At 70.2% G+C, this 24,870-nt stretch carries 22 protein-coding genes; 5 read left to right on the top strand and 17 right to left on the bottom strand.

The genetic code is table 11. From position 1 onward, the window contains the following. Nucleotides 1-62 precede the first annotated feature (62 nt). The 4 genes from OG453_RS34005 to OG453_RS33990 all read right to left on the bottom strand — a co-directional run bounded on the left by OG453_RS34005 (nucleotide 63) and on the right by OG453_RS33990 (nucleotide 4,103). On the bottom strand, nucleotides 63-707 hold the full coding sequence (locus OG453_RS34005) for a hypothetical protein (protein WP_266872402.1): 645 nt from the start codon (nucleotides 705-707) through the stop codon (nucleotides 63-65). A 120-nt stretch (nucleotides 708-827) separates the two neighbouring features. Further along, nucleotides 828-1,748 (bottom strand): NAD(P)-dependent oxidoreductase, encoded by a 921-nt coding sequence (locus tag OG453_RS34000; RefSeq protein WP_266872401.1) that lies wholly within the window; start codon nucleotides 1,746-1,748, stop codon nucleotides 828-830. Next, nucleotides 1,745-2,938 (bottom strand): NAD(P)/FAD-dependent oxidoreductase, encoded by a 1,194-nt coding sequence (locus OG453_RS33995; RefSeq protein WP_266872400.1) that lies wholly within the window; start codon nucleotides 2,936-2,938, stop codon nucleotides 1,745-1,747. Before OG453_RS33995 ends, OG453_RS34000 begins: the two co-directional genes overlap by 4 nt. Nucleotides 2,939-3,068: 130 nt before the next feature. Beyond that, entirely contained in the window at nucleotides 3,069-4,103 is a 1,035-nt protein-coding gene (locus OG453_RS33990) for an oxidoreductase (RefSeq protein WP_266872399.1), read from the bottom strand. Nucleotides 4,104-4,169: 66 nt separating this feature from the next. On the opposite strand from OG453_RS33990, the gene OG453_RS33985 reads away from it, so the two are divergent. Continuing rightward, nucleotides 4,170-5,141: an FAD-dependent oxidoreductase gene (locus OG453_RS33985; protein WP_266872398.1), complete on the top strand. Its 972-nt coding sequence runs from the start codon at nucleotides 4,170-4,172 to the stop codon at nucleotides 5,139-5,141. Between the two features lie 29 nt (nucleotides 5,142-5,170). Here the strand turns inward: OG453_RS33985 and OG453_RS33980 are convergent, their stop codons facing one another. The 3 genes from OG453_RS33980 to OG453_RS33970 all read right to left on the bottom strand — a co-directional run bounded on the left by OG453_RS33980 (nucleotide 5,171) and on the right by OG453_RS33970 (nucleotide 10,214). Further along, nucleotides 5,171-6,799: a BCCT family transporter gene (locus tag OG453_RS33980; RefSeq protein WP_266873226.1), complete on the bottom strand. Its 1,629-nt coding sequence runs from the start codon at nucleotides 6,797-6,799 to the stop codon at nucleotides 5,171-5,173. Between the two features lie 176 nt (nucleotides 6,800-6,975). Continuing rightward, on the bottom strand, nucleotides 6,976-8,256 hold the full coding sequence (locus OG453_RS33975) for a M14 family metallocarboxypeptidase (RefSeq protein ID WP_266872397.1): 1,281 nt from the start codon (nucleotides 8,254-8,256) through the stop codon (nucleotides 6,976-6,978). Beyond that, nucleotides 8,253-10,214, bottom strand: coding sequence for a Xaa-Pro dipeptidyl-peptidase (locus OG453_RS33970; RefSeq protein WP_266872396.1), 1,962 nt, complete (start codon nucleotides 10,212-10,214; stop codon nucleotides 8,253-8,255). The genes OG453_RS33975 and OG453_RS33970 overlap by 4 nt, the downstream gene beginning before the upstream one ends. A gap of 195 nt (nucleotides 10,215-10,409) precedes the next feature. Here OG453_RS33970 and OG453_RS33965 point away from each other — a divergent pair, with 195 nt between their 5' ends. Next, nucleotides 10,410-11,909: a M1 family metallopeptidase gene (locus tag OG453_RS33965; RefSeq protein WP_266872395.1), complete on the top strand. Its 1,500-nt coding sequence runs from the start codon at nucleotides 10,410-10,412 to the stop codon at nucleotides 11,907-11,909. A gap of 60 nt (nucleotides 11,910-11,969) precedes the next feature. Here the strand turns inward: OG453_RS33965 and OG453_RS33960 are convergent, their stop codons facing one another. The 4 genes from OG453_RS33960 to OG453_RS33945 all read right to left on the bottom strand — a co-directional run bounded on the left by OG453_RS33960 (nucleotide 11,970) and on the right by OG453_RS33945 (nucleotide 15,023). Continuing rightward, nucleotides 11,970-12,467: a DUF3291 domain-containing protein gene (locus OG453_RS33960; protein ID WP_266872394.1), complete on the bottom strand. Its 498-nt coding sequence runs from the start codon at nucleotides 12,465-12,467 to the stop codon at nucleotides 11,970-11,972. Between the two features lie 57 nt (nucleotides 12,468-12,524). Further along, nucleotides 12,525-13,199 (bottom strand): metalloregulator ArsR/SmtB family transcription factor, encoded by a 675-nt coding sequence (locus OG453_RS33955; RefSeq protein WP_266872393.1) that lies wholly within the window; start codon nucleotides 13,197-13,199, stop codon nucleotides 12,525-12,527. Nucleotides 13,200-13,208: 9 nt separating this feature from the next. Next, on the bottom strand, nucleotides 13,209-14,111 hold the full coding sequence (locus OG453_RS33950) for an oxygenase MpaB family protein (protein WP_266872392.1): 903 nt from the start codon (nucleotides 14,109-14,111) through the stop codon (nucleotides 13,209-13,211). Between the two features lie 132 nt (nucleotides 14,112-14,243). Further along, the gene (locus OG453_RS33945; protein ID WP_266872391.1) at nucleotides 14,244-15,023 is read right to left on the bottom strand and encodes an alpha/beta fold hydrolase; all 780 of its coding nucleotides are present in this window, start codon (nucleotides 15,021-15,023) and stop codon (nucleotides 14,244-14,246) included. 251 nt (nucleotides 15,024-15,274) lie between these two features. On the opposite strand from OG453_RS33945, the gene OG453_RS33940 reads away from it, so the two are divergent. Together OG453_RS33940 and OG453_RS33935 are read left to right on the top strand one after the other, a co-directional pair. After that, nucleotides 15,275-15,982, top strand: a complete 708-nt coding sequence (locus tag OG453_RS33940; RefSeq protein WP_266872390.1) for a carbon-nitrogen hydrolase family protein — start codon at nucleotides 15,275-15,277, stop codon at nucleotides 15,980-15,982. A 69-nt stretch (nucleotides 15,983-16,051) separates the two neighbouring features. Beyond that, nucleotides 16,052-16,183 (top strand): hypothetical protein, encoded by a 132-nt coding sequence (locus tag OG453_RS33935; protein WP_266872389.1) that lies wholly within the window; start codon nucleotides 16,052-16,054, stop codon nucleotides 16,181-16,183. A 10-nt stretch (nucleotides 16,184-16,193) separates the two neighbouring features. Here OG453_RS33935 and OG453_RS33930 read toward each other — a convergent pair whose 3' ends face one another. From OG453_RS33930 to OG453_RS33915, 4 genes are all read right to left on the bottom strand, one after another. Next, the gene (locus tag OG453_RS33930) at nucleotides 16,194-16,673 is read right to left on the bottom strand and encodes a hypothetical protein (protein WP_266872388.1); all 480 of its coding nucleotides are present in this window, start codon (nucleotides 16,671-16,673) and stop codon (nucleotides 16,194-16,196) included. A 94-nt stretch (nucleotides 16,674-16,767) separates the two neighbouring features. Continuing rightward, on the bottom strand, nucleotides 16,768-17,247 hold the full coding sequence (locus OG453_RS33925; RefSeq protein ID WP_266872387.1) for a macro domain-containing protein: 480 nt from the start codon (nucleotides 17,245-17,247) through the stop codon (nucleotides 16,768-16,770). Between the two features lie 43 nt (nucleotides 17,248-17,290). After that, nucleotides 17,291-18,757 carry an amino acid permease gene (locus OG453_RS33920; protein ID WP_266872386.1) on the bottom strand — a complete coding sequence of 489 codons (1,467 nt, stop codon included), beginning with the start codon at nucleotides 18,755-18,757 and terminating at the stop codon, nucleotides 17,291-17,293. 180 nt (nucleotides 18,758-18,937) lie between these two features. Continuing rightward, the gene (locus OG453_RS33915; protein WP_266872385.1) at nucleotides 18,938-20,749 is read right to left on the bottom strand and encodes a long-chain fatty acid--CoA ligase; all 1,812 of its coding nucleotides are present in this window, start codon (nucleotides 20,747-20,749) and stop codon (nucleotides 18,938-18,940) included. Between the two features lie 149 nt (nucleotides 20,750-20,898). Here OG453_RS33915 and OG453_RS33910 point away from each other — a divergent pair, with 149 nt between their 5' ends. After that, nucleotides 20,899-21,633, top strand: coding sequence for a MerR family transcriptional regulator (locus tag OG453_RS33910; RefSeq protein WP_266873225.1), 735 nt, complete (start codon nucleotides 20,899-20,901; stop codon nucleotides 21,631-21,633). A gap of 22 nt (nucleotides 21,634-21,655) precedes the next feature. Here the strand turns inward: OG453_RS33910 and OG453_RS33905 are convergent, their stop codons facing one another. Next, the gene (locus OG453_RS33905; protein ID WP_266872384.1) at nucleotides 21,656-22,333 is read right to left on the bottom strand and encodes a hypothetical protein; all 678 of its coding nucleotides are present in this window, start codon (nucleotides 22,331-22,333) and stop codon (nucleotides 21,656-21,658) included. 154 nt (nucleotides 22,334-22,487) lie between these two features. Then, nucleotides 22,488-24,659 (bottom strand): 3-hydroxyacyl-CoA dehydrogenase NAD-binding domain-containing protein, encoded by a 2,172-nt coding sequence (locus OG453_RS33900; RefSeq protein WP_266872383.1) that lies wholly within the window; start codon nucleotides 24,657-24,659, stop codon nucleotides 22,488-22,490. Nucleotides 24,660-24,870 lie beyond the last annotated feature (211 nt).

The raw sequence follows: 24,870 nt of genomic DNA, 5'->3' as shown, positions 1-24,870 counted from the left end.
GGGGCATGCTCCCAGGGTGTCGACGGGATGCCTAGGTGTACGCGTCCCGCTACGCCCCTTCTTCACTTGCGGAGGCGGGCCGCCCGTACCGCGGTGACCAGGATCCAGAGGATCGCCGTGAAGCGGCCGAGCGGCAGGAGCAGCATGAGCGACTCGCTCACGAAGCTGGCGAGCGAGAGGAGCGCGAGCCCGGCCGACGTCAGGCCGAGGACCGTGGTCCAGCGCGGGACCGACGCACGGAAGGCGAGGGCGCTCGCACCGACGACGATGCCGAGGAACGGGACGTGGGCGGGGCCGCCCGCCATGAAGGTGAGGTAGTGCAGCGTGTGCAGGGCGTCGCCGCTCGCGTCGAGCACGGGGATGGCGAGGCCGATGAGCGCACAGGCCGCCAGGCCCGCGACGGCGCAGAGGCCGCCGGCCCTCGCGAGTCCCGGCCTCTTGGTCAGCGCCAGCACGAAGGCGGCCAGCGGCACGGCGGAAAGGAGCTGCAGGATGCCCATGCCGAGGACGACGCCGCCGTTGTCGGCGAAGTACGCCTCCGCCACCTTGTCCGCCTCGAACGGCGACGGGTAGGTGGCACTGCCGGCGAGGCCGGAGAAGACCAGGCTCGCGATGAAGAGGACGGCGAAGCCGACTCCGGTGAGGGCGAGGCGGTTGGACGCGGGTGCGGCCGCTGTGGCCGGTGCGGGAGAGGTGACGGCAGACATCTGGCTGACTCCTGGATGGGGATGAGGTGTTGGTGAGGTTCTGGTGCGGCGGCGACATCACGAGAATCGCGGTTCGCGCCGCGTACCGCGTCGTACGAGGGGCACGACCCGGGCTGCTCCCTACGTCGTATCCGCGGGCCGCGCCCTGCGCCCCGCGGCGTACTGCACGGGCTCCCAGTCGAGTTCCGCACGGGCCTTGGCGTGCGAGGCGCGGAGCGTGGTGTCGGCCATCAGCACACCGAGGTACGGGACCGTCCGGCGCAGCAGCCAGGTCGGGAGCCGCAGCGGGCGACCGCCGCGCGCCGCGGCCGTCGCGGCGGCGACCTCGCCCCAATTCGCGGGCCCTTCCTCGACGATGTTGTACGCCTCGCCACCGCGCCCCCGCTCCAGCGCGGCCACGGTGGCGGCCGCCGCGTCGGTGACGTGGATCCACGGGACGGTGCCGCCGCCGTCGCGCGGCACCGGGGTGGGCCTGCTGCCGGGCGTGGGGTCGAACCAGGTGCCGGGGCCGTGGAAGACGCCATAGCGCAGTGCGATGCCCTCCAAGTGGCCTGCGGTGAAGACCTGTTCCTCGGTGGAGCGGAGGCCGTCGATGATGAAGTCGGCGACATTGCCGTGCTTGACGGCGAAGTCGTCGGCCTCGGTGAAGGTCCGGGTGCCGTGGTCGGCGTACCCGTGGCCGAGGACCATCGACTGGGTGAGGAACCGGCTCGCGCCGACGGCCTTGGCGGCCTGCAGCAGGTGGGCGGTGCCCCGGGTGCGCAGCAGGTTGCTGGGGTCGTTCGCGTCGAGGGTGCGCCGGGGTGTCTTCAGCGAGGTCAGCTGGTGGATGACCGCGTCCGCCCTCAACCCCTCGACGGCGCGGAGGAGTTGGGTGCGGTCCAGGGCGTCGGCGCGTACCGGTTCGGCGCCGAGTGCGCGTACGGCAGCGGCGGCCGCATCGCTGCGGGACAGGGCCAGGACGTGATGTCCGGCCGCGGTCAGCGCACTTGTCAGGGGGCGGCCGATCGCGCCGGTGGCTCCGGCGAGCAGGACCCTCATCGCGCGTTCCGCTCGGGCCGGGTGGCGCGGCCGCCCTTGGAGAGGGAGGCGGACACGGTCATGCGCTTGTTCATGCGGTAGAGCTTCAGCGGGCTGCCGCTGATCGTCTCCTTGTAGGCGACGGCGGGCCTTCCGTGCAGGAACCAGCGGCGCGGGGTGTCGTCGGCGTGCGTGAACTGGATGACGGCGTCGCGGCGGCCGAGGCTGACGGGCTGGTGGAAGTAGCCGAAGCGGAACGGCTTGACGGCCTTGCCGCGCAGCCGGCGGGCCAGCGCGTCCGCGGTGTACGCGGCGACGGGGAGGCCGCTCTGGCAGGTGCCGTGGACCTGGCCCCACGCCTGGCGGACGGCGGCGGCGTCACCGATCGCGTGGATCTCCGGGTGCGAGGTCGAACGGAGGGTGGCGTCGACCAGGATGAGGCCGCGCCCGTCGACGGCGATTCCGGACTCCGCGGCGAGCGCCGGGACCCGTACGCCGGTGGTCCACAGGCATGCGTCGGACGCGATGTGCCGGCCATCGGCCAACTCGACGCCGTCGGGCAGGACTTTGGTGATCGCGGAGCCGGTGCACAGGGTGATGCCAAGGCGCTCGAACGCGGCGTCGAGATGGGCGCGCGCCTTCCGGCCCATCATGGCGCCCGGTTCGCCGCGGCTGATCAGCGTGACGCGCAGGCCCGGGTGGCTCTCGGCGATCTCGGTGGCCGCCTCGATGCCGGTGAGGCCGCCGCCGCACACGGCCACGGTGCCGCCGTCCGCCGCGAGCCGGGCGAGCCGGGTGGCGAAGTGGTGTGCCCCGGCAGGGCTGTTCAGGGTCTCGGCGTGCTCATCGGCGCCCGGCACCGCACTGGTGTCGGTGGAGCTGCCGATGGCGTACACCAGGTTGTCGTAGGGCAACTCGGCCGCACCCTCGGGCGTCCGTACCGCCACCGTCCGGCCCGCGGTGTCGATGCCCGTCGCCGTGCCCTGCACGAACTCGACGCCCGTGCCCGCCAGGAGCTCGGGGATCTGATGGTCCGCCAATTCCTGTCCGGCGACGACCTGATGCATCCGCAGCCGCTCGGTGAACCGGGCCGACGGATTGACCAGCGTGACGCGGGCGCCGGTACGCCGGGTGCGGCGGGCCAGGCGGATCGCGCACAGCAGGCCGGTGTAGCCGCCTCCGACGATGACGATCCGGTGGTCGGTGCTCATGCGCAACTCCCCTGCTCGTGCCCCGTATTCGGGGGGCGTCGTTTCGGTGACGCCCATGGGACAGACGAGCTCGGCCGCGCGTGACAGACCATCGATGTGATCCAGGTCACATCCCCAAAAAGGGTGCGGGCTACCTCCTTATCGGTGCGACCAGGACACTGTCCGTCGTCCGGGCCACCACGAACGACTCCCCCTTCGTCGTCTTGCCGTCCAGCGGGATGCGGTGCGCCCCCGGTTCGAGCACGTCCTCGAAGACCTCGTGGACCTGGGTGCGCGAGAGCCGGTCGAGGCGGTACGCGACGAGCTGGACCCGGCAGGTCGAGGTGATCTCGACGTCCGCCGAGCCGTCCATCGCCGCGAGACGCGTCAGGCGCCGCTGCTCCGACGGGCTGCGGTCCAGGGCGTGCTCTATCTGCGCCACCAGGAGCGGGATGATCGGGGCGAGGCCGTCGACGTACGCGACCTGGAGTCCCGCCCCTTCGAACGCGGCGCGCACCCCGTCGCGCGTCGCGGCCGGGACCGCGCGGCCGAAGGCCACCGCCCCGTACGTGCGCAGCTCGTCCGGTGGCACGCCCGCCGCGTCCGCGGCGATGTCGGCGCCGACACCGATCGTGCGCAGCGCGGCGGCGAGCTTGGCGAGGACGGCGACGCGCGCCCCGATCAGGAGCACCCGGCGGCGTGCCGCCGATTCACCGCCGCCGGTGAGCAACTGGCCGAGGGCGTCGCGATATTCGGCACCGCGGAAGCGGAAGGGCCCTATGCCGTGGTAGCCGTTGAGCTCCAGATCGGCCCGCTCGGCGGTCTGCCAGGCGAAGTCACGCCAGACATAGGCGTCGGCACCGTCCGGCGCCCGCTCGATGACGGCGGTGACCGCCCCGCACTCCAGGCCCTCGCATTCGGGGCATCCGTAGATGACGTGCCGGCCGTCGAGCAGAGGCGCCTCCGTTTCCAGGAGCAGTCCGCGCACATGATGGGTGAAGATCGCGGGTGGTACGTCGGCGGCGAGAGGGGATACGGCGTCGAGGTCGGAGAGCTGGAACAGCAGCGGTCGTCCGTTCACGATGAAGTCGACGAAATCCCGGTGGACTTGGTAGTCACCGTTGGCGAGAACTCCACCGGCGCGCATGGCCGGTGCCAGACCGAAGGTCGCGTACTCGGCAGACATGGTGTGAGTATCCCCATCTGAGACGTGATGTGAGCACGGCATGACGCATTCCGCTACGTTCCTGGGATGGACGAGGCGCGTGACAGCGATGTGATCGTGGTGGGCAGTGGTGTCATCGGTCTGACGACCGCCGTCCTGCTCGCCGAACAAGGGCGCCGGGTGCGGGTGTGGTCGCGGGAGCCCGCCGAGCGCACGACCTCGGCGGTCGCGGGCGCGCTGTGGTGGCCCTATCGCATTGAGCCCGCCCGGTCCGTGGGCGACTGGTCGCTCCAATCCCTGTCCGTGTACGAGGAGTTGGCGACGCGGGCCGACGAGACCGGCGTACGCATGGTCGATGGCGTACACGGCGAGACCCGGCTGGACGACCTCGGGCCGTGGGCGGCCCGGGTGACGGGGCTGCGGACCGCGAGCCGCGCCGAGTACGACGGCCCTGGCCTGTGGGCGCGGCTGCCCCTCATCGACATGCCGGTGCATCTGCGGTGGCTGCGCGAGCGTCTCGCGCGGGCGGGCGGGACCGTGGAGGCGCGCACGGTGGAGAGCCTCGCCGAGCCGCTGGCCGAGGCGCGGTGCGTGGTCAACTGCTCGGGGATCGGGGCGCGGACGCTGGTGCCGGACGCCTCGGTGCGGCCGGTGCGGGGGCAGCTGGTGCTGGTGGAGAACCCCGGGGTGCGGACGTGGTTCGCCTCCGCGGCCGCCACCGCGCAGACGTCGACGTACTTCTTCCCGCAGCCGGGCCGGCTCGTGCTCGGCGGCACGGCGCAGGAGGACGACTGGTCGTTGGAGCCGGATCCCGCGGTGGCCGATGCGATCGTGAAGCGGTGCGCGGAGGTTCGGCCCGAGATCGCGGGGGCGCGGGTGCTCGGCCACCGGGTGGGGCTGCGGCCCGCACGCCCCGCGGTGCGGATCGAGCGTGAACTCCGCGACGGTGGCCGGGTGTTGGTGCACAACTACGGCCATGGGGGCGCCGGGGTCACGGTGGCGTGGGGATGCGCCCAGGAGGCGGCGCGTCTCGCGGACGGGACGGCCGCCTCCTCCTGAAGGGACAGGGTCGGTCTTGACGGAAAGGGTCAGCCGGACTTGACCGGGTTCCCCTCGGACTCCGAGTCGCCCCCGCTCTCGACCGGGCCGATCTGGATCTCGAACTCGCCGTCGTACTGCTCGTGACCCGCGATCACGGCCTTCTCGACCGCTTCCGTGCCGTGCTCGCCCCGCACGATCAGCGGGTCGTGGCGCAGGTCCCGCATCAGCGCCACACACATCCCGATCATCACCAGGGTGAAGGGCGCCGCGACAAGGATCGTCAGATTCCGTAGCCCGGTGAGCGCGTCGTCCGAGCCGTCACCGATGAGCAGCATGATCGCGGCGACGGCGCCGGTGACCATGCCCCAGAACACGACGACGAGCTTGCCCGGTTCGAGCGCGCCCTTCTGGGAGAGCGTGCCCATCACGATCGAGGCCGCGTCGGCACCCGAGACGAAGAAGATGCCCACCAGGATCATCACGAGCAGGCTCGTGGCCGTGGCGATCGGGTACTCGTGAAGGAGGCCGAAGAGCTGGGACTCCGGGGTGTCCTGACCCTCGAGGCCGCCGCGGTCCTTGACCGTCATCGCGCTGCCGCCGAAGACGGCGAACCAGATGAGGCTGACCGTGCTGGGGACGAGAATGACGCCGCCGACGAACTGGCGGATCGTACGACCCCTGCTGATCCTGGCGATGAACATGCCGACGAAGGGCGTCCAGGAGATCCACCAGGCCCAGTAGAAGACCGTCCAGCCGCTCAGCCACTCCGCGACGCCCTTGCCGCTGGAGGCCTCGGTGCGGCCCATCAGCTGCGGGAGGTCGTCGAGGTAGGCGCCGAGCGAGGTCGGCAGCATGTCCAGCATGATGACGGTGGGGCCCGCGATGAAGACGAACAGCACGAGGATCCCCGCGAGCACCATGTTGATGTTGGAGAGCCACTGGACGCCCTTCTCCACACCGGAGACGGCGGACGCCACGAAGGCCAGGCTCAGCACGGCGATGATGGTGACGAGCAGGCCCGTGCCCGCGTCGTCCATCCAGTCGAGGACCTCGACGCCACTGCCGATCTGCAGGGCGCCGAGACCCAGCGACGCGGCGGAGCCGAAGAGCGTCGCGAGGATGGCCAGGATGTCGATGACCCTGCCCCAGGTGCCCTTGGAGTGCTTCTCACCGATGAGGGGCGTGAACACGGCGCTGATGGTCTGCCGCCGACGACGCCGGAACGTGCTGTACGCGATCGCCAGACCCACCACCGCGTAGATCGCCCACGGGTGGAGCGTCCAGTGGAAGAGGGTGGTGGCCATGGCGGTTTCCATCGCCGCGGCGGAGTCGGCGGGATCCGTGCCCGGCGGGGGCGTGGTGAAGTGGGCGAGCGGCTCACTCACGCCGTAGAACATCAGGCCGATGCCCATGCCGGCGCTGAACATCATGGCGACCCAGGAAACGGTCCTGAACTCCGGTTCCTCGCCCTCCTTGCCGAGGGTGATCTTCCCGTACCGGCTGATCGCCAGCCAGAGCGCGAAGACCACGAAGCCGCTCGCGGTCAGCATGAAGAACCAACCACCGTTGGTCATCAGGCCGTTGAGCATGTCCGTGGAGACTTCCTCCAGGGAGTCCGTCGCCACGGCACCCCAGACCACGAAGGCCAGGGTGAGCACGGCGGTCACTCCGAACACGACCCGGTCGGTCTGTGGAGACCGGCCGGAGGAGGAGAGCGCCGGATCAGGCGCCTCTCCTCCGCCGTCCGCTTTCTGCAGGTCTTGCGTCACAAGTGCACCTTTCACGGATTTCGTATTCGTACAATCTCTGTGCTCCGCTACCCACTACCACATGTGACGCACCACCCAACTGCTCAACAGGCGGTGTCGGGCCGACCTGTGACCAGGTGATAGGGAGCGCGCTCGTCGAGGAGCAGCGGCACGAGGGCGCGCGCGGACTGCCGCAGCGGCACGTACGCGCCCGAACCGTCCCGCTTCGCCTGCACTCCGTGCAGGGCGAGTTCGTCCTTGATGTCGCCGTACTGGGCGGCGTCGAGCCGGTAGCAGGCGGGCGGGTCCTGGATCACCTCGGACGGTTCGGCGGGGTCGTTGTCGGCGCCGCCGATGTAGACGGGACCGCTGTCGCGGAAGCCCTCGAGCCGGGCCGCGCCGGTGGCGGCCTCCAGTTGACCGCGCCGTTCGTCGGCGTAGGCGAACAGGCCGCCCAGGGCCGAGAGTTGGGACTTCACGCGGCGGCGGTTGTTCAGCGCCTCGTCCTTCTTCTCGGCATCCGTGAGCGGATCGACCCGGCTCTCGATGAGCAGGCCGGCGGCGTGCTTGATGCCGGAGACGTTGCGCAGGATGCGCTCCTGCCCGTCGCCCGCGGTCTGCTTGATGGGCTCACCGGTCACGGGGTCGGTCCAGATTCCGTACGTCCCCGTCGTGTACCCCGACTTGTTGGCGGCCGGCCTGACGTACGCCTCCGACAAGGTCTTCGCCTCGCCGTGGACCGCCTCGTCGGTGTTGAGGTTGCGCGGCCACAGGTCGAAGAGGTCCTTGTCGTAGTACTTGGGCGTCGCGCCGTACTCGTGCAGGTCGTAGATGGCGTCGGGCTTCCGGTCGCGGATGAGGGCGGCCATCGTACGGCCCTCCGCCGTCTGCAGGGCGATGTGGTCGCGGTTGATGTCGACGCCGTCGGAGTTGCCGCGGGTGTCGGCGGCGCGGCCGTCCGGGTTGGCGGTGGGGACGACGAGGAGCGTGGTGCGGGAGAGGAACTTGTGGGTCTGCTTGTCCTTCGCGTACGCCAGGTCGCGGACCGTCGACAGACACGCCTCACGGCCCGAGGGCTCGTCGCCGTGCTGGCTGCAGATCAGCAGCACCGTGTTCTTCGCGGGCCGGTCGCCGATGCGCACCAGTTGGAGCGGCCGGTTCTGCTTGGTGGTGCCGATGCGGGCGACGGAGACGCGGTCGGTCGACTTGTCGACGGCGGCGAGGAAGTCCTGCTCCTCGGGCTGGCTGGTCCAGCGCGCGCCGTTCGTCTCCTCGAATCCGGTACGTGGCGGGGTCCCCGATGCCTGCGCGGGCGCGGTCAGGAGCGGTGCGGCGAGCGCGGCGGTGGCGCAGGCAAGCGCCAGGGTGCGGATACGGGGTCTCATGAAGTGCTGCCTCCCGGGACGGGGCGGAACGGACGCGGCGGGGCCACGCCGTCGAGACGGGATTCGCGGGGGGTGACGTCTGGTGAGGTGGTGAAGGCACCGGCGCCGCCGACGAGCGGCACCTTCGCCGACGTACGGGAGAGGTCGATGGCGAGCGTCGGGGTGTCGGCGGGCGGATCGATGAGGTCCTTGTCGGTGCCCGCGACGATCAACGCGAGGCGGTGCCCCTTGGGTACGACGTGGTCGCTCGCGGCCAGGTCCAGGGTGATGGTGTGCGGCTTGCCCGGCGTGAGGGGGCGGCCCTGGTGGTCGTCGGCCCAGTTGCCCAGGTCGGCCCAACCGCGGCTGAAGACCGTGTAGTCGACGTCGGCGGTCTTCGCCTTCGTCTCCTTGAAGCAGGAGCTGTCGCCGCCGGTGCTCGCGCCCCAGCAGGTGCGTTCGGTGAGCGTGCTGATGCCCTCGCCGGCGCTCGCGTAGTCGCGGATGGTGTCGGGGCCCAGGTCGACGAGGACCGCGGAGAGGTGCGCGGTGCGGGTCGTCGGGGTCGCCGTGACGGTCACCTCGGAGGAGCCGGACAGGCGCAGGTCGCGGCCGAGCGGGCGGCTGATGAAACCGGCCTTCGAGGGCGTCGAGGTGTCGATCTGCGCGGCCCAGTCGGTCTCGCTCAGCTTCGGGTCGTCGGTGAAGGTCTCGCTGCCGGCGCCGGGACGGGTGCCGAGGGTGCCGACGCCCGGTGAAGTGCCCTTGCCGGGACGGAGTTTGACCGTGTCCGTGGCGCGCGGGGGCCAGACGCGGTCGGTGGTCCACCGGTCGGGGGCGCGCTCGATGTCGGCCATCGGCTCGCGGTCGATGCCGTTGTCGTAGCCGAGGAGTTCATGGTCGAACCAGCGGTGCAGGGTGCGCACCCAGTCGCCGCGCCGGAAGTCGAACGGATCGACGTGGCCGGTCTGGCTGAGCCACACCTTGCGGTCGACGCCCGCGTCGCCGAGCGCGTCCCACCACTGACCGAAGTGCTTCATCCGGACGTTCAGGTCCTGCATGCCGTGTACGGCGAAGACGCTGGCCTTCACCTTGTCGGCGTCCGGGACGTGGTCGCGCTCGCTCCACAGCCGGGTCCAGTCGCCGGTGCGGGGCGCCCCGTCGATGAGCCGCTGCTGCACGGCGCCGCAGCGGGCCCTGGCCTCCGGGCTCTCCACGTAGTCCGAGAGCCATTCGGGGCCGCTGTCGTAGAGCGGGGCGCCCTTGGCGAAGTAGTAGTCGTACCAGGAGGAGATGGCGCCGATCGGCACTATGGTCTTGAGACCTCGCACTCCAGTGGCGGCCACGCCCTGCGCGACGGTGCCGTCGTAGCTCTTGCCGATCATTCCGGTGGCGCCGTTGGTCCAGGTCGCCTTGGCGGATTCGGTTCCGGTCCGTGTCGTGTAGCCGCGGGCCCGGCCGTTCAGCCAGTCGACGACGGCCTTGGCGGACTGGACGTCGGAGCGGCCGCCGACGTCGACGCAGCCGTCGGAGCGGTTCGTTCCGGCGAAGTCGACGGCGACGAAGCCATAGCCGCGGGGCACGAAGTAGTTGTCGTAGTAGAGCGGCATCTGGACGACGTCGCCGTTCGCGTCGTACGTCTTCTTCTGGCTCTCGTTGCCGCGCCCGCAGCAGGAGTAGTACGGGCTGGCATCCATGATCACTGGTATCTTCCGGCCCTGCTGTGCCGGTTCGCGGGGGCGGACGATGTCGACGGCGACCCGGTCGGTCTTCCCGTCGCCGTCTCCGTCCATCTGTGTGTCGACCCAGACGGCTTCGCGGATCGCGCTCTCGTACGAGTAGACGGGCTTGCTCTCACGCGGGGCGCTCGGCGCCCCTTGTGCGGTGGCCGGGGACAGGAGCGTGGCCAACAGGGCGGCCAGGGCCGCCGTCACGAGGGATCTCCGGATCAGGCGTGTGCGTCGCGCACGTATCGGCATGGCGCGGAAGCTACACCGGTCAACTCCTGTGCGACAGAGGGCAGTACGCGGCGGTGACAGGTTCGTGGGGCGTATTGGCACATGTCGGCCGAATGGCGATCGTGTGACAGCTGCGGCCATGGACATGACCCGTGACCCGAGTGCTCAATAAGGTCGAACCCATCTACCGATGTGCCCCTACGACTTGGAGCTCTTGTGCACCGCAGACTCATCGCCCCTGGCGCGCTCGCGGCCTCTCTGCTGCTGGCGATCCCGGCATCGGCCGCCGACTTCACGCCCGGGGCGCCGGGGATCGGCGATCCCTATTACCCGGCGAGCGGCAACGGCGGCTACGACGTGTCGCACTACGACCTGCGCCTCAAGTACCAGCCGAAGACCGATCTGCTCGAAGGCACGGCGACCATCAACGCCACCACGACGCAGGACCTGTCCCGCTTCAACCTCGACCTCGGCCTGAAGGTCAGCGAGGTGCGGGTCAACGGCAAGAAGGCGTCCTTCAAGAAGTCCGGCGAGCAGGAGCTGGAGATCACCCCGGCGGCGGGACTGCCCAAGGGCACGCCGATCACCGTCGTCGTCCGTTACGCGGGCAAGCCGTCCGAGGTGAAGATCAACGGCTTCACGGCCTGGGCGCGCACGCCGGACGGCGGTGTCGCCGCGCAGGAGCCGGACTCGGCCGCCTGGTGGTTCCCGTCCAACGACCACCCGCTCGACAAGGCGACGTACGACATCTCAGTCTCTGTGCCGGACGGCTCGCAGGCCATCTCCAACGGCGTGCTGCAGTCGCAGAGTTCGAGGCTCGGCTGGACGCGCTTCAACTGGCGCTCGAACAAGCCGCAGGCCAGCTATCTGGCGACGCTCGCCGTCGGCAAGTTCGACATCACCACCGACAAGACGGCGGACGGCCTGCCCGTCCTGAACGCCTACAGCAAGGACCTCGGCGACAACGCCGGGGCCGCGCGGGCGAGCATCGAGCGGTCCACCGAGGTCGCGGAGTGGCTGGAGACCGTCTTCGGCAAGTACCCGTTCAACGCCCTGGGCGGGTACGTCCCGAACGTGACGAGCGGCTTCGCCCTGGAGACGCAGACGCGGCCGTTCTACAGCCCGCGGCAGTTCGCCAATGGGGCCAACGTGTCGGTCGTGGTGCATGAGCTGGCCCACCAGTGGTACGGCGACAGCGTGTCGGTGGACGGCTGGAAGGACATCTGGATCAACGAGGGCTTCGCCCGGTACAGCCAGTGGCTCTGGTCGGAGAAGGAGGGCGAGGGCACGGCGCAGGAGCTCGCGGACTACGTGTACGCGCAGCACCCGACCGACGACCCGTTCTGGAAGGTCAAGCCGGGCGACCCGGGTCCGGAGAACCAGTTCGACATCGCCGTGTACGACCGTGGGGCGCTGGCCCTGCAGGCGCTGCGCAACGAGATCGGCGAGAAGTCGTTCTCGGCGATTCTGAAGGGGTGGCCGAAGGAGCACGCGTACGGCAACGCGAAGGTGGGTGACTTCGTGAAGTACGCGGAGAAGGTGTCGGGCAAGCCGCTGGCTTCGCTCTTCGACACGTGGCTGTATCAGCCGGTCCGGCCGGCCGCTCCTGCCGCGCGGGATGCCGGGGTCGCCGCCCGCAGTGCGGGCGTCTCGGCTGCGCCGAAGTCCTGGAAGTCCATTGCCGCGACGAATGGTGTGCACGGGCACGGGCACTGAGACTGAACCGCCGCTTCGCGGCGGATGTTTCCCGCCCACCCACCCGATTGCCCCGCGTGATCAGTCGTGGGTGGGCGGGCCCGTCGTCGTCATCGCGGCCTCCTCGGCTGTGTACGCCGAGGCGAACGTGAACGCTCGCAGGGACGGGCCGTTCGACCGCAGATGCGCAAGGCGCTCCAACGCCTCGTCGACGGTCGGGAGGTGGCCTGCGGGGACCCACCACATCACCAGGTGCGCCTCGACGTGCCGTTGGAACCATTCGCGGCGGCGCCGCATCACCTCAAGGTGCCCGCTGCGGTAGGCGAAGTCCCACAGGGCCTCCTGGGTCTGCCACACCGTCAGGTTGACGATGACGTCCTCGCCCGCGGGGCGCAGTTCGGTGGCGTCGGCCGCCCCCTCCTCGACGAGCCGCCACACGAAGCCGGGCGCACCGTCCGCGGCGGCGTTGACCGGGTCGAGCAGCTCCACGAACGGCGCCATGCGCGGGTCGTCGAGGGGATGGCGGAGCGTGGCGACGTTGAGCTGGGCGAGGTGGGCGGCGTGCGGGGATGCGGTCATGGCCTCATCCCAGCACGGCCCACTTTTCTATGTCAATGAGAATTGTTTTTAGAAGCCTCAGAAGGTTCTGGATGCCTCAGAAGGCTCGATCACCACGCAGCACTCCCCCGGCCGGGCGTCCATGCGGGCGCGGACGGGTCCGTCCGTGCCGAGCAGGCCCTCGAGGAGTGCGAGATTCATGCCGCAGACGAGCGGCGGGAAGCGTTCGGCGACGGCGTGGAAGGGGCAGTTGCGCATGCGGACGACGCCCGCGGTCTCCCCCTCGGCATCTTCCACGTGCGGTTCGTAGCCGCGGTCGGCCAGCAGCTTCATGGCCTCTTCGAGGCCACCGCAGGGCGCCGCCGAACCGCGCAGGGCCTCGCCCCTGCGGCGCGCGGCCGCGCAGAGCCCGGCGTCGAGTCCGGCCTGCTCGGCGGCCTCGGCGAGCAGCTCGGCGGCGGTGCGGTAGTCGCGGGCGGGCAGCGACACCGCACGCTCGGCCCGCGAGCGCGTGTACACCTTGGCGGGGCGGCCCGCCCCCGGCCCCGAACGGCCCGTGAGGCGGCGGCTGCCGCTTTCCAGGAGCCCGGCCTCGGTCAGCTTGTCCAGATGGTGCGCGGCGAGCGTGCGCGCGACGCCGGCCGCCTCCGCGGCCTCGTTGCGGCCGACCTCGCGGCCCTGCGCCGCCACGTACTCGTACAGGCGACGCCGCACCGGATCCTGCAGGGCCGCGATCGCATCGATGTCCTCCACCGGGCCATTCTACGAACAACGCAGGTTGGAGATAGAAGAGCGGGAAGTGTGCCTCCCCTGGCGATGACGTTCCCGCCTTCGCGCCTCGCGGGCCAGTGGCAGGTAGCGCAGGCGTTCCGGAAGCAGCGGGACCACCGTGCGGACGACGCGTCCGAAGCGGCGAAGGCGGCGTTCCTGGGTCGTGGTCCAGGGGAGGCCGATGGCCTGCCGCGCGTCCGGTGGCATCAGGCCGATCGTGAGGAAGCGGCGGAAGCGGGCGAGCGGCGGCAGGACGAGCGGCCACAGGGTGCGCAGCGCGAGGCGCAGGGCGCGCGGGCCGCGGTCGGGCGGCGGGAGCGGGCGGTCCACGGCGACCAGTTCCCCGGCGACCGCCGTCAGTTCCAACTCGTCGGCGAGGACCTTCTCGTAGTACGGCCAGAACTCGTCCAGGGTCTGCGGCATGTCCCGGTCGCGGATCCCGAGGATGCGGCCCACCTGGAGCCACTCCGCGTACAACTGCCGCTCCTGGGCCGGGGTGAAGGGGCGGCCGAAGTACTGCCGCGCGTGCCGGTAGACGGGGAATCCGGTGGCGTGGACCCAGGCGTAATAGGCGGGCGTCAGCGCGTGGTAGCTGCGGCCGTGGGCGTCCGTGCCCTGGATCGTCTTGTGCAGCTCACGGAGCCTGCGGCCCTCATCGGCCGCGGCCTCGCCGCCGTACACCCAGGTCTGCAGCGACCGCAGCGAGCGCTCGCCGCGCCCCCAGGGGTCGGTGCGGAAGACGGAGTACATGTCGACGCCGGCGCCCACCGCGGGGTGCGCGACCTGCATCGTGAGCGCGGCGGGCAGGGCGAGCAGGGCGCGGACGTCACCGGCGATGTCCCACAGGATCCCGCCGGGCGGTGGCGGCTCGGGGACGGTCTGGCGGCGTGGCATCACACGACTCCCGGAGGGTGACCCGACCTGGCCGGCCGGTGCCCGGTATGTACGTGTTCCAGTATGCGACGGCCCTGGTCGAGGCGTGCTCCGGGAGTCGGGGTCCGCGGTGGGGGCCGCGGTGGGGACCGCTCAGCCTGCGGCCGCCTCGTGTGTCTGCAGGATGAGGTCCGTGACCGCGTCCGGCTCGCGCAGCGTCGGGAAGTGGTCGCTGTCGCGCAGGCGCACCAGGCGGCAGCCGGGGATGCGTTCGGCCATCTCCTCGTTGCAGCGGACCACCGAGGGCTGGTCGAGCTCCCCCAGGGCGAGGGCGCACGGCACGTCGAGCTCGCCGAGGCGGTCGAAGGCGGGCGGGTCGGGCACGTTGTGCGGCTGGGTGGCGAACCACGCCGGGAGGACCGCGAGGAGGTGCGCCCTTGCCTCGTCGTCGTAGCCGGTACCGGCCGCCGCCGAGCTGTGCATCAGCAGGCTCACGAGGCCTTCCATGTCACCCGCCTGCGCGAGCCTGACGAACTCGGCCATGAACTCCTCGGAGAAGAGGTCGGAACGGCCGGTGATGCCCGGCACCACCAGGGCGAGACCCGCGACCCGCGCCGGATCGTCGAGGGCGAGGCTGATGGCCGTGGCCCCGCCCATGCTGGACCCGGCGAGGACGGCGCGGTCGATCCGGAAGTGGTCGAGCACCGCGCCGAGATCCTCGGCCAGCGAGAACGCGGCGGTCGGGGCCGGCGACCTGCCGTAGGCGCGCGCGTCATAGCGGATGACGCGGTGCCGCTCGGTGAGGCGCGGCAGGATCCCGTCCCAGATACGGGAGTCGGCGACCCCCGGGTGCAGCAGGATCAGCGGCAGTCCTTTGCCGCCGGAGTCCTCGGCCCATACCTCGCCGCCCTTGACCGACACCATTTGTCCCATGGTGTGAGCCTGCCGGGCCGGCGGGGTCGGCGCCAGGCGAAACTTGGCCTCTCCGGCGGGGGCAGCGCCGCCCAGGCCCCGTGGGGGGAGAGCGCCCATGGCGTCCGCGGGTGCGCTCTGGCTGGTCGCGCCCACGCGGCGGAGCCGCACATGTCACTGCCCCGCGCCCCTAGGCGGTGACTCTTCGATCACGGATCCTGACAGGCACCCGCGGTGAGCTGGAAGATTGTGGAGTGGCAGGATGGAATTCCATGAAGATCGCAGCAGGTCAGTTCACCTGTGTTCCGGCTGATGTGGCCGCCAACGTCCGGCAGATGACTGCCCTCGCAGACCAGGCCCGCGCTCAGGGGGCAGAGCTCGTGGTCTTTCCCGAGCTGGCCTTGACCGGGTACGAGCTTGAGGGCGTACTCGCTGATCCTGGTCTCTGGGTGACGGCGGAAGATCCGTGCCTGGACATGGTCCGGAGGAGCGGCATTGCCACTGTCGTCAATTGCGTAGCAGCCACCGACGGGCCGCGGCCCGCGATTGAGACGCTGGTCTTCGGGGCCGACGGCGAGCTGCTCACCAGCTACCGGAAGCAGCACCTGGTCGAGCATGAGCAGGCGGCCTTCGCAGCCGGGCAGCACGATGGGCGATTCGAGTTCGGAGGTGTGCGCTTCGCGCTCGCCACGTGCTACGACAACCACTTTCCCGACCTGACCGTGCGCGGGTCTGCTGACGGGTGTCAGGTGCACCTGGCCAGCTCGCTGTACGGCACGGGCGGTGGAGTCGATGAGCTTGCGGCGATCTATCCGGGCATCGCCAAAGACTTGAACATGTACGTCGTGCTGGCCAACCATGTCGGACCGGTAGGGCCGTGGACCGGCTGCGGCCGTTCCTCCGTCTGGGCTCCGGGCGGCGCCCTTGTCTCGGAGGCCGACACAGAGACGGCCATGGTCGTCATGGCCGACGTCGGCTGAGCCTCGTTCGCCGGGCGGGGGCGAAACCTGGGGGCCGGCCACCCTGTGCACCGCGGGCGGCCCGATCCCATGCGGGGCACCCGGATCTTTTTCGCCGGTCTGACGCTCTACCAGGTCCTCGATGTCCTCCAGGGCCTGCTGCGGTGCTGGACCGGAACCTGCACCACCTGCGGAAAGCCCCTCACCCGCACCAGCACCTGACGAAGCACTACTAGCGGCCCGAACCCGCCGTCGCGGGGATCGGCTCGCCCACGATCCTGCTCGCCAGCGCCGACGCCAACTCGGATACCTGACCGCGCAGTTCTGCCTCCGCCGACGCGCGCTCGGTCTCGATTCTGGCCTGGCCCGACATCACGAGCTCGTCGCGCTCGCGCACGCCGTCCTCGCGGGCGGCGGCGATCAGGGCGGCGCCTTCCTCGCGGGCCCGCTGGCGCACCAGTGCCGCGTCGTGGCGGGCTTCGGCGAGCATCGCGTCCCGCGCTTCGCGTACCCGCTCGGCCTCGCTGCGCAGCTCGGCCGTCTGTCCGCCGGTGACCTCGTCGAGGATCCCGGCGCGTATCTCAAGTACGCGGTCGAGGCGCGGCAGTATGCGCCTGACCAGGAGGAAGACGGGGCCGAACAGAAGGGCTGCGGCAACGAGGTGTTGAGGTTCCGGCTTGAGGGGGCCCAGGTTCATCGCGATGAGCTGCATGCCGACGACCTACCCGCTCATCCGTGCACAACAACGCACATCTGCAAAGGAGTTGGGTGAGGCTCGTCACTCCCGGACCGAGGGCGTAGAGGGCTCAGTCCCCGAAGTCGTACACCGTCACGGCGATTCCGCGGGCCGTGAGCCGCCCGGCTATCAGTGGCTCGACCCGGGACCACTTGCCGCCCGCGAGTCCGCAGCCGATGCGCGGCATGTGCACGGAGGCGTCGAGTTCGGCCGCCTTGTCGGCGAGCTTCGACAAGGCCGCGTCGATCGCCTCGTAGCGCACGGGGACGCCCTTGCTGCCGGTGCGCATGCCGTGCTGGCCGATCATGTTGGCCAGCCACAGCAGCGGTCCGACCTGGACGAACTGGGCGGCGCCCAGGCCGAAGTCGTTCTTGGCGCGCTCCCGGTGCCACCGGCGGTACGCCTGCTCCGGCCCGGGCCAGCGGCGCGACACCGCGACGACAAAGCCCTTGCCCCAGCCGCCCAGGTCGTTGCAGACATGGGCGATCAGCTTGGTGCCCTTGCCGAACGGAACGGTGGCGTCACCCCGGACATACGTGATCTCCGACATGACGCCACCGTAGGCGTTGCCACTGACAGTGGCCCGCGCGTTGTTACTTGCCGGCCTTCATGAGGGTCTCGGCCTCGCGGTCCACGTTGCGGCGGATCGCGTACCAGCCCGCGACCAGCGCCGCGGCGATGATCGGGATGAGGTAGAGCGTCTTGCGGCCGACCTCGGGGTCCTTCCACATCAGGGCGAGCACGGACAGCAGGAAGACGATCGTGACGATCTCCGTGACCGGACTGCCCGGGAGCCGGAAGCCGGGCCGGGTGAGCAGGCCCTCCTTGGCGCGGCGGACGAACGCCAGGTGACAGACCATGATGATCACCCAGGTGCTGATGATGCCCAGGGACGCCACGTTCAGGACGATCTCGAAGGCCTGGCTCGGCATCAGGAAGTTGAGGCCGACGCCGAGCACGCACACCGCGGAGGTGAGCAGGATGCCGCCGTAGGGGACCTGGCTCTTGTTCATCTTCGCGGTGAACTTCGGTGCCGAACCCGCCATCGCCATCGAGCGCAGGATGCGGCCCGTGGAGTACAGGCCCGAGTTCAGCGACGACATGGCGGCCGTGAGGACCACCAGGTTCATCACGTCACCGGCCGCCGGGACGCCGATCTTGGAAAGGACCGTCACGAACGGGCTCTGGTCCGCCGAGTACACCGACCCGGGGAGCAGCAGCGCGAGGAGGATGACCGAGCCGACGTAGAAGAGGCCGACGCGCCACATGATGGAGTTCACCGCGCGGGGGACGACCTTCTGCGGCTCGGCGGTCTCGCCCGCCGCGACGCCGACCAGCTCCAGCGAGGCGTACGCGAAGACGACACCCTGCATCACGATCACGACCGGCATGATGCCGTGCGGCAGGAAGCCGCCGTTGTCGGTGATCACGCTCAGGCCGGGCGTCTGCCCGCCCACGTCGTGCTGAGTGACCAGCAGGAAGATGCCGATCAGCATGAAGGCGACGAGGGCCGCGACCTTGACGATCGCGAACCAGAACTCCATCTCGCCGAAGTACTTCACCGAGATCATGTTGATCATGAGGACGACGGCGAGGGCGATCAGCGCGAGCGCCCACTGCGGGACGTCGGTGAAGAAGCTCCAGTAGTGCGTGTAGAGCGCGATCGCGGTGATGTCGGCGATGCCGGTGGTCGACCAGTTGAGGAAGTACATCCAGCCGGCTACGTAGGCGCCCTTCTCGCCGAGGAACTCACGCGCGTACGAGACGAACGAACCGGATGACGGCCGGTAGATGACCATCTCGCCGAGGGCGCGTACGACGAAGAAGGCGAAGATGCCACAGACGAGGTACGCGACGGCGAGTGCGGGGCCCGCCGAGTGCAGGCGGCCGCCCGCTCCGAGGAAGAGTCCGGTTCCGATCGCGCCACCGATCGCGATCATGTTGACGTGGCGGGCCTTGAGGTCCTTGCTGTAACCGGCGTCGCCGGCGTCCGCGGGGGCCTGGGACGCATCTGTGCGGGATGCGTCCAGGGCGGCCGAATCTACGGCGTCCTTGCTCACGGGGGGATCTACTCTCTGGTGCCCGGAAGAGCTCCGGGGTCCGGATGTGCTCCGGTCCACGACACCCCTGAAGTGCGTGGACCGACGCGACACCTTCCCCCAGAGATCCCCGGACATGCGGTGGCGCACATCACATAGCGGCACTTCTCACATGGTGGGCAGGGGGTGTACAGCCGCTGATCAATGGGTGTACAGCCCATTGATCGCGTCCTTGTACTTCTCCTTGATGACCCTGCGGCGCAGCTTCAGGGACGGCGTCAGCTCCCCGGTCTCCGGGCCCCACTCCTCGCCGAGGAGCCGGTACCGCTTGATCTGCTCGGTGCGGTTGAGGCGCGCGTTGGCCGCGTCGACGGCCCGCTCGATCTCGTCCCGCACGGCCTCGCTCGCCATCAGGTCGCCCGTGATCCCCCGGGCGGCGGCCCACGCGGGGGCCATTTCGGCGTCCAGGACGAGCAGCGCCACCAGGTAGGAGCGGCCGTCGCCGTGGACGAGGGCCTGGCCGATGAGGGGGTGCTCCTTGAGGGCGTTCTCGACGAGTGCGGGCGAGACGTTCTTGCCCGTCGAGGTCACGATCAGTTCCTTCTTGCGGTCGGTGAGCCAGAGGAAGCCGTCCTCGTCGATCCGCCCGACGTCGCCGGTGGCGAACCAGCCGTCCGCGTCGCAGACCGAGTCGACGCCGCCGTCGGGCAGGAGATAGCCGTCGAAGACCGTCGCGCCGCGCACCAGGATCTCGCCGTCGTCGGCGGTCCGGATCTCCAGGCCGTCCAGGGGCTTGCCCACCGATCCGAGCCGGAAGGCGCCCGGGGTGTTGATGGTGACGACGCCGGTCGTCTCCGTCAGACCCCACGCGTCCATGATCACGAGGCCGAAGCCCGCCCAGAAGCGCACGATGTCCAGCGGCATCGACGCCGCCGCGCTCGCCGTCCACACCAGGCGGTCGAACCCGGCAAGGGAGAGCAGCGGATCGAGGACGTTCTCCTTGGCCCCGCGGTACGCCGCCTCGACATCGGCCGGCGGTTCCTCGCCGCGCTCCACGTACGCCACACGCGCGCGTACCGCCTCGTTCGCCGCCTCGATCGACTCCTGCTGCTCCTTCGGCAGCCCCGCGAGCGCGGCCCGTACCGACGCGGCGAGCTTCTCCCACACGCGCGGGACCCCGAAGAACTGCGCGGGGTGCAGCTCGCGCGCGGTCGCGGCGACGGCGTTCGGATCCGCGCACAGGTGCACGTGCGAGACGCGGAACACCGGCAGGTAGATGCCGAGCATGCGCTCCGCGACATGCGCGAAGGGGAGGTAGCTGATGTGCTCCACGAAGTCGGGGAGTTCGACGACGGAGTCCAGGGCGACGCCGTTGAGGACGACATTGCGGTGCGTGATGCGCACGCCCTTGGGGTCGCCGGTGGTGCCCGAGGTGTAGACGACGGTGAGCGGATCGTCGGCCCGTGCCTCGCGCCAGGCCTTCTCGAAGGCGTCCGGGTTGAACAGCCGGCCTCCCGTGGCGTGCAGGGAGCCGTAGGTGCGGTGCGGGCCCGCGTCGGCCGCCTCGACGACGACCAGGCGCTCCAGCGGGGCCGTGGCGTCCGACAGGAGTGGCTCCCAGCGGGCCAGTTCGCGTGCGCCCTCGACGATCGCGAAACGGGCCCGGCTGTGCCGGGCGATGTGCGCGATCTGCTCGGGGGCCGATGTGCCGTACACGGTGACGGGGACCGCGCCGAGGTGCACGAGGGCGAGGTCGCTGAGCCAGTGTTCGGGGCGGTTGCCCATCATCATGAGGACGTGCTCGCCGCGCCGTACGCCGAGCGCCGCGTATCCGGCGGCGAGGACGGCGACCTTGCGACGCGCCTCGCGCCAGGTCAGTGTCGTCCACTCCCCTTCGGGGGTGGTGCGCCAGGAGAGTGCGGGGCGGTCGCCGTGGTCCTCGGCGTTGCGGAGCAGCAGGGCGGGGAGCGTGGTTTCGGCGGGTTCCCCGGGGAGTCGCAGGATCGTGGTCATGACCGCCTCCTGGCGTCATCGACGAAGCAAGTGACTGGCCGGGACGCTTTCACAACAGTGGTGAGACAGCAATACTGTTGCGCTGGATCGGTGCACAACTCGGTGCACAACGGGGTGCATATCTGGGGAGGCGATGCGCAGCCATGACGATGACGACGACGTCGGACACCGACGAGCCGACGCTCACGGTCGACGAACTGGCCGCGCGCGCGGGCGTCACCGTCCGCACGATCCGCTTCTACAGCACCAAGGGCCTGCTGCCGCCGCCCGTCATCGGCCCGCGCCGCGTCGGCCACTACGGCCGGGACCATCTGTCCCGGCTCGCGCTCATCGAGGAGTTGCAGCACCAGGGCATGACCCTGGCCGCGATCGAGCGGTACCTGGAGCAGCTGCCGCCCGATCTGAGCGCCCACGATCTCGCCATCCACCGTGCCGTGGTGGCCTCTTGGGCACCCGACTCGTCCGAGGACATCGACCGGGCCGAGCTGGAGCGCAGGGCGGGCCGGGCGCTTGGCGAGGGGGATCTGGAGCGGCTCTCGGCGATGGGTGTCGTCACACGGGCCGAGCCGCGGGGGACGTACCGCATCGATGCGGGGCTGCTGCGGCTGGGCGTGCAGCTGCTCGACGTACCGATCGCGCACGAGACGATCCTGGCGGCGCGCACGGTCCTGATGGAGCACACCCGCTCGGCCGCCCACGAACTGTCCCGGCTCTTCCGCGACGAGGTGTGGGGGCCCTACCGGGAGCGCGAGTCGGACCCGGAGCACGTGGCGGCGATGCGGTCCCTTTCGGCCCATATGCAGCCGATGGTGGTGCAGGCCCTGGTGACCGCGTTCCAGCGCTCCCTCAAGGAGGAGCTGCGGGAGTGGCTCAAGGACAGCTGAGCCACTCCCGCGAACTCCTTGGCTAGACTTTGACGTTGGCCGCGGTGGCGGTCGGCGTCTCGTCCTGCGTGACCTGCAGCATCCGCGTGGCGTAGACCTCGGCGAGGACCTCGAGGTCCTTCCGCGTGTTCGCCTGACCGGAGTTGTCCCGGATGTCGAGCGTGGCGACGAACTTGCCCTGGAGGATCACGATCCGCTGTGAGGTCTTCATTGCGGGGTCCGTGTACCCGTAGGTGATGCTCGCGTTGCCCTGCGGCGGCCCGTCGAGGACCTTGAGCTCGCGGTGGTTGTTCTCCGCGTAGCTCTGCCAGGCGTGGAAGGCGCGCTCGGCGGCCGTGCCGTTCTTGTACACGATCAGGTCGTAACTGGCGCTCTCGGCCTTGTCGTTGGTGCGGTAGCCGACCTGGCCGTTGGCGACGGCGCCCTTGCACTTGCCGCTCGGGTCCTTGCACACCGACGGCTTCTTGGCGGCGCTGTACGGCTGCGTCGAGACGGTGCGCAGGGCGGCGGGCATGGTGTCGAGGGGCGGCAGGATCGCCTTCGCGTCCTGGGCGCCGCTCAGCGAACCGGCTGCCTTGCCCGCGGATCCGCCCGTCGCCCCGCCGATGGTGCGGCTGTGCGACGATCCCGAACCCGACTTGTGCTTCTTGTTCTTCTTCTTACCTCCGCAGCCCGTCAGGGCGAGCGAAAGGATCAGCACTCCGACGCCTACGGCTCGCGTCGTTCCCCCAGTTGTCAACCGCACAGCGGTCATCCTCCGTTTGTCGTGATCATGCTCTACGGCAGGATACGACGCCGGAACCGGGGTCCCGGGTTCCGCCCCCTTGCGTGCGGAACCCGGGAGATGACCGAGGTCAGGCGTCGCTGAACTGCTCGCCCTGCTCCGCCTTTTCGACCAGCAGCGCGGGCGGCGTGAACCGCTCTCCGTAGCGGTCGGCCAACTCACGCGCGCGTGCCACGAATCCGGGCAGGCCGCCTTCGTAGCCGTTGATGTACTGGAGCACGCCACCGGTCCAGCCGGGGAAGCCGATGCCGAAGATGGAGCCGATGTTGGCGTCGGCGACGGACGTCAGGACGCCCTCCTCAAGGAGGCGCACGGTGTCGAGCGCCTCGGAGAAGAGCATCCGCTCCTTCATGTCCGCGAACGGGATCCCGGCCCCCGGCTTCGCGAAGTGCTCGCGCAGGCCCGGCCAGAGACCGGCGCGCTTGCCGTCCACGTACTCGTAGAAGCCCGCTCCCCCGCTGCGGCCGGGGCGCTGGAACTCGTCGACCATGCGGTCGATGACGGAGTCGGAGGGGTGCCCGGCCCAGGTGCCGCCTGCCTCCTCGACGGCGCGCTTCGTCTCGTTGCGGATCTTGCGCGGCAGGGTGAGGGTCAGCTCGTCCATCAGGGAGAGGACCTTCGCGGGGTAGCCCGCCTGGGCCGCGGCCTGCTCGATGGATGCGGGCTCGATGCCCTCGCCGATCATCGCGACGCCTTCGTTGATGAAGTGCCCGATCACGCGCGAGGTGAAGAAGCCGCGTGAGTCGTTGACGACGATCGGTGTCTTGTTGATCTGGCGTACGAGGTCGAAGGCGCGCGCGAGGGCCTCGTCCCCGCTCCGCTCGCCCTTGATGATCTCGACGAGCGGCATCTTGTCGACCGGCGAGAAGAAGTGCAGGCCGATGAAGTCGACGGGCCGCGTGACGCCCTCGGCGAGCTGGGTGATGGGCAGCGTCGAGGTGTTGGAGCAGAGCAGCGCGTCCGGCTCGATGATGTCCTGGATCTCCTGGAACACCTTGTGCTTGAGCGCGGTGTCCTCGAAGACCGCCTCGATCACGGCGTCGCAGCCCACGAGGTCCTGCGGGTCGGCGGTCGGCGTGATGCGGGCGAGCAGCGCGTCGGCCTTCTCCTGGGTCGTACGTCCCCGCTGCACCGCCTTGGCGCACAGCTTCTCGGAGTACGCCTTGCCCTTGGCGGCGGCTTCGGCGGACACGTCCTTCAGGACGACCTCGATGCCCGCGCGGGCGCACGAGTAGGCGATGCCCGCGCCCATCATGCCGGCGCCGAGCACGGCGGCCTTGCGGACCGGGCGCGGCTCGATGCCCTTGGGCCGGTTGGCGCCGGAGTTGACGGCCTGCAGGTCGAAGAAGAACGCCTGGATCATGTTCTTCGCGGTCTGCCCGGTGACCAGCTCGGTGAAGTAGCGGGCCTCGATGGTCAGGGCGGTCTCGAAGTCGACCTGGGAACCCTCGACGGCGGCCGCGAGGATGTTGCGCGGGGCCGGGTAGGGGGCGCCGTTGATCTGCTTCTTCAGGTTGGCCGGGAAGGCGGGCAGGTTCGCGGCGAACTTCGGGTTGGCCGGGGTGCCGCCGGGGATGCGGTAGCCGGGCTTGTCCCAGGGCTGGGCCGACTCGGGGTTGGCGTCGATGAAGGCGCGGGCCTTCTCGATCATCTCCTCGCGGGTGGCGGCCACTTCGTGGATGAGGCCGTTCTCCAGGGCGCGCTTCGGGTTGTACTGGGTGCCCTGGAGCAGCACCTTCAGGAGCGCGTCCGCGATGCCCATCAGGCGTACGGTGCGGGTCACGCCGCCGCCCGCCGGAAGCAGTCCGAGGGTGACCTCGGGCAGGCCGATCTTGGAGCCGGGCGCGTCGAGCGCGACGCGGTGGTGGCTGGCGAGGGCGATCTCGTAACCGCCGCCCAGGGCGGCGCCGTTGATGGCGGCGACGACGGGCTTGCCCAGGGTCTCGATGCGGCGCAGGGAGCCCTTGATGGCGGTGCCCGTCTCGAACGCGGCGCGCGCGTTCTCGGGGCCGACCTGCATCATGTCCTTCAGGTCACCGCCCGCGAAGAAGGTCTTCTTGGCGGAGGTGTAGATGATGCCGCGGATGGAGTCCTGCTCGGCCTCCGCGCGGTCGGCGATGGCTGCGATGGAGTCCTTGAACGCCTGGTTCATGGTGTTCGCGGACTGGTTCGGGTCGTCGAGGACGAGAGTGACGACGCCGGTGTCGTCCTGTTCCCAGCGGATGGTCGTGCTTTCGGTCATGTCCGTGTCTCCGTGAAGTCTGTTGCGGTCGGGGTGGGCGGCTACTGGGGTGGGCGGTGCCGTTTCGTGGCCGTCTGCGGATCGTGGTGGGTTGCTCGCGCAGTTCCCCGCGCCCCTGAAAGCTGCGGCTGCGCCGCGCTTTCCCTTGATGGAGATGGCGCACGAAGTGCGCATCTCCAGGGGCGCGGGGAACTGCGCGGCCAGCCGCGAC

The organism is Streptomyces sp. NBC_01381 (assembly GCF_026340305.1).
Classification (GTDB): Bacteria; Actinomycetota; Actinomycetes; order Streptomycetales; family Streptomycetaceae; genus Streptomyces.
The sequence above is the reverse complement of the archived record's forward strand: the minus strand, read 5'-3'. Positions and strand labels throughout refer to the sequence as shown.